We start from the raw sequence: 4,208 nt of genomic DNA, 5'->3' as shown, positions 1-4,208 counted from the left end.
GAAATTGACTTCCTCGTTGCCGTAAATGCGGCGCCAGCGCTCGAAGCCGACCGTGTTGAAATAGTTGCGGACGATGGTTTTTTCCTGCATAAGACTGCCAGTTGTATGCCGGGATCCGCCGGGGAATCACTTCTTGGCAAGCCGATGTCTCCCCGGAGATGCGGATACATTCTACCTTGAAGCCGTTGCTCCCACTTCCAACCCCTATTCCACGGCTGTATTAGATGCCTACAGCGGGATAAAACTTGATGACGGAAGCTGAGATTGCCCAGGCGTTGCAGGCCAGCTTGGCTGTCCCTGTCAAAATTGCTGTCAAACGTCGCCAGGGCCATTTGCACGTTCTCCTCAACCGCTCCCCGCAAACGCAGCTCAACCACCCCCATCTCACCCAACAGGTGCGAGCCGGGCTGGAGGCGTTGGGGCATTCCGAATACGAGTGGCAGCAAACCGAGCCACTGCGGGATCCTCTCTTGGGCGCTGAGGAAACCACGCTCGTGCTGGAAAAACAAAGCCATCGGCTGCTGCAGGATCTGACGCTGGCTGCTCCCGATTCCGCCAGCCCCCAAGCCTGAGCCCAGAGAAAAGGCTCTCGACAAGAAAGCTGCTGGCAAGGGCAGATCCCGTATTGCCTGGCTGTGGCCGGCAGTGCTGATGGTCGGGATGGCGGTGGCGGTCTTGCTCCTTTTCTTTCTCTAGAAAGCAGTCTGGCTGGGGATCAAGCCGGCTGTGGTGAAGACCCGGATCCAGACGGGGCTGGGCGAGTCGAAGCTGCCCTTTGCAGGGCATCCTGCAGCATCCGCTCCACCAGCTCCGTAAACGTCCAGCCCAGAGCTGCCGCCGCATCAGGGCAAAGCGAAGTAGGGGTCATGCCGGGCAGGGTGTTCACCTCCAGCACCCAGGGGTTCTCGTCGGCATCCACCCGCAGATCCACCCGTGCCAGGCCCTCACATCCCAACACCTGATAGGCCCTTAGCCCTGCCGCCTCGCAGCGGGCCAACCCTGCCGCGCTGAGGGAACAAGGGATCAAATGCCGCGAGCCGCCGGGGGCATACTTGGCTTCGTAATCGTAAAAATCCCCCTGAGCGGGGATGATCTCAATGGCCGGGAAAACCTGGCCGGAGAGGATGGAGAGGGTGATCTCTTTGCCGGGAATGTAGCGCTCCAGGAAAACCCGCGACGAGACCGATCGGGCCAGCGCCAGCCCCTGAGCCAACGACATCTCATCCCGCGCAATGCTGATCCCCACCGTCGAGCCGCTGTTGCTGGGCTTCACTACCAGCGGGGATCCCAAGTGCGCCACGCACTCGGCCCAGGAGAGCGGCTGCGCTTCATCCCAGACCAGCCACTCAGGGGTGGGGATCCCTTCGGCGCGAAAGATCTGCTTGGAGACCAGCTTGTCCATGGCTAGGGCACTGGCCAACGGCCCGGATCCCTGGTAGGGCAGGCCTAGCCACTCCAGCATCCCCTGCACCACTCCATCCTCACCGCCGGGGCCGTGCAGGGCAATCCAAACGAACTCGCAGCCGGCCTGCCGCTCCTGCCAAAGGCGCAGCGGCAGATCCTCCTCGGGGTCGATCAGCTTTACCCGATGCCCCAGATCCTCCAGCGCCCGCTTACAGGCTTTGCCCGTGACCCAAGAGATCTGCCGTTCTGCCGAACGACCCCCTGCCAAGACAACAATGTTCATGGCTTAACCCCAAAGCACTCCCCACTCTCAGCAACCGGCACCAGGATAGCCGCATCCCCCCACTCTACCCTACGAAGGAGGGCGGCGGCGGCGCAAAAACTCGGGAATGTCCAAGCCCCCGGAAGCAGGGGGCTCAGGCTCAGGGGGCTGCCGAGGCGATGGCTCAGGGCTAGGAAAGGTGGGCTTGCGCGTCCCCACCTTGTTGGGGTTGGCAACAGCGGTTTTGGCTGCGAAAGCACTGGGTGCCGTCCGCGATCGGTCGAAACCGGTGGCGATGACGGTGATGCGCACCTCCCCTTGCATACGCTCGTCTTGCACGGTGCCGAAGATGATGTTGGCCTCCGGATCCACAGCCTCGGCGATGATCTCAGCCGCTACCGTGACCTCGTGCAACGACAGATCCAGCCCGCCGGTGATGTTGAAGAGCACGCCCTTGGCCCCCTCAATGGAAGTTTCCAGTAGGGGAGAAGACACGGCGGTAATGGCGGCTTCGCGGGCGCGGGACTTGCCGGATCCCATGCCAATGCCCATCAGGGCAGTGCCAGCATCGGCCATCACGCTGCGCACATCGGCAAAATCCACGTTGATCATGCCAGGGATGAGGATGATATCCGAGATGCCCTGCACCCCCTGGCGCAAGACATCGTCCGCGACGCGAAAGGCCTCGTGGACAGGGGTTTGCTCGGAGATCACCGAGAGCAACTTGTCGTTGGGGATCACAATCAGGGTATCCACTGCCTCCTGCAGTGCTTGGATCCCCTCTTCGGCCTGCTTGGCGCGCCGCTTGCCCTCAAAAGAAAAAGGCCGCGTTACGACTCCTACGGTTAGGGCACCGCTGGCCTTGGCAATCTGGGCAACCACAGGCGCTCCCCCTGTCCCTGTGCCCCCGCCCATGCCAGCGGCAATAAAGACCAGATCCGCCCCCTTGAGAATGGCCGCAATTTCTTCACTGGACTCTTCGGCAGCTTTCTGACCAATGGCCGGGTTGCCGCCTGCCCCCAACCCTCGGGTTAACTTTTGCCCGATTTGCAGGCGGTTCACTGTCGATGTTGAGGATTGAGCGAGGGCCTGAGCATCCGTATTGATGCTCCAAAACTCGACGCCCTTGAGGTTGCTGGCCGCCATCCGACTGACCGCGTTGCCACCTCCACCCCCCACGCCCACCACCTTAATTTTCGCGGCATTGCTCGGCATGTTCCCCTCTGGATGATTCGCCGCCTTGGTCTGGGCTCCGTTTCTCTCGTACTCGACCTGAGAGTCCTCCCCCACGTAGCGCTCACTCCAGGGGGAAGGCGTTGACTGGGCTTGCTCCAAACCCTGCCCAGGATTGGGGGGATGGAAGTCTGACCAATTGCTGGATGGCATGTCAGCCCTCAAGATAGCTTAATTCTGGCAAATATCGAGCATGCTAGCTGATTTAATATAAGGCAACTCTCCTCCGATGCCAACGGTGAAGACGTTTGTGGATCTTCTAGGCGGATGCGGCCCCCAAAAAGAGCCTCATCCGGATAATTTGGGCGCTTTCATGTTTCGTACTTTGCCTATGAATCTTCTTTTGCAGTTAAGCTTCCTCTTTTGTACAAGCGAGGTTCCTATCGAAGGGTATGTATTCCCGAACACCTAGTAGATAGATCCCAAATTAGGGCAAACTGTTGCTCCCAGCGCGCTTCGGTCGGAGCCGAGCTTGCGCTTGCCTAAAAGCTAACCTTGCGTTTTCTTTTCAGAGTATTCGATAATACTCACCCCTCCCAATTAGGGCCTGGCAGACCAACCGCCAATTTTTGCCGATTTTTAATGCTGAGGTTTGGGTATTCTACAAACTACCCGAAGGCTTCCGCGCCGAAAGAGTCAGGGGGAGGGTTGCCGTCAGGGATCCGCCCATGGGCTTAGAGCAGCTGCAAATGGATCTCGGCGTTCAGCCGCTGGGGCAGGGAAATTTTAAGCACGTCCCCCTGATCCATTTCCTGGGCCGTCGTCATGTTGGCCAGGGCCTCTACCACTTCTTCGGAGTTGGCAGTCAGCACAACAACGGGGCGCTCGCCGGCGATGGGGAAATCGTGCCAGGTGCCGCGGTGCAGCAGCAGCCCGTGCCCGGCAGGGAAGCGCAGGGCTTGCACTTTGTCCAGGTCGGGGAGGGTTTTGGGGTGGTTGGGGGGAGCCATGACCATGATGAATGGCTCCTGTCCCAAGGCAACAAACAACTGGGTCATACGCAGGTGCGCTCTAGCCAGAACACAGCCGGGTAGCCGGGCAGGATCTTGGCAGTGCGGATGACGGCTTTGCCAGTGTACTGGGAGTCGATGTTTTGCCCTTCTAAAACGCGCCCCTGATAAAAGGGGATCCCCAACCCGGGATAGGCCACATCATCCCCTAGCAGTTGGCCGAAGGGCCGCACATTTTCGGGGGTTGCCTCCACGATTGGCACACGAACAACAGGGGTGCCAGTTGGGGTCTTGCTCATGGTCGGTCTCCTCAGTTGACTGACTTTTTGAGTCATAGAGTTCTTCGGAGCAGCCGCATT

5 protein-coding genes are annotated in these 4,208 nt (G+C 59.8%); 1 reads left to right on the top strand and 4 read right to left on the bottom strand.

The window, feature by feature from the left end; genetic code table 11:
• Positions 1-248 precede the first annotated feature (248 nt).
• A complete protein-coding gene (locus tag NW863_RS09320) occupies positions 249-572 on the top strand; it encodes a hypothetical protein (RefSeq protein WP_414365927.1) in 324 nt (107 codons plus the stop codon).
• Positions 573-715: 143 nt separating this feature from the next.
• Here the strand turns inward: NW863_RS09320 and NW863_RS09315 are convergent, their stop codons facing one another.
• The 4 genes from NW863_RS09315 to NW863_RS09300 form a co-directional block, all read right to left on the bottom strand.
• Positions 716-1,687: a D-alanine--D-alanine ligase gene (locus NW863_RS09315; protein ID WP_414365926.1), complete on the bottom strand. Its 972-nt coding sequence runs from the start codon at positions 1,685-1,687 to the stop codon at positions 716-718.
• 69 nt (positions 1,688-1,756) lie between these two features.
• Positions 1,757-2,881: a cell division protein FtsZ gene (gene ftsZ / locus NW863_RS09310; protein WP_414365925.1), complete on the bottom strand. Its 1,125-nt coding sequence runs from the start codon at positions 2,879-2,881 to the stop codon at positions 1,757-1,759.
• A 692-nt stretch (positions 2,882-3,573) separates the two neighbouring features.
• The gene (locus NW863_RS09305; RefSeq protein ID WP_414365924.1) at positions 3,574-3,855 is read right to left on the bottom strand and encodes a hypothetical protein; all 282 of its coding nucleotides are present in this window, start codon (positions 3,853-3,855) and stop codon (positions 3,574-3,576) included.
• Between the two features lie 38 nt (positions 3,856-3,893).
• On the bottom strand, positions 3,894-4,148 hold the full coding sequence (locus tag NW863_RS09300) for a hypothetical protein (protein ID WP_414365923.1): 255 nt from the start codon (positions 4,146-4,148) through the stop codon (positions 3,894-3,896).
• Between the last annotated feature and the right edge of the window lie 60 nt (positions 4,149-4,208).

Origin of the sequence: Synechococcus sp. B60.1 (genome assembly GCF_047462555.1) — a bacterium.
Lineage (GTDB): Bacteria > Cyanobacteriota > Cyanobacteriia > Thermostichales > Thermostichaceae > Thermostichus.
This window is presented reverse-complemented; position numbering and strand designations above follow the sequence as displayed.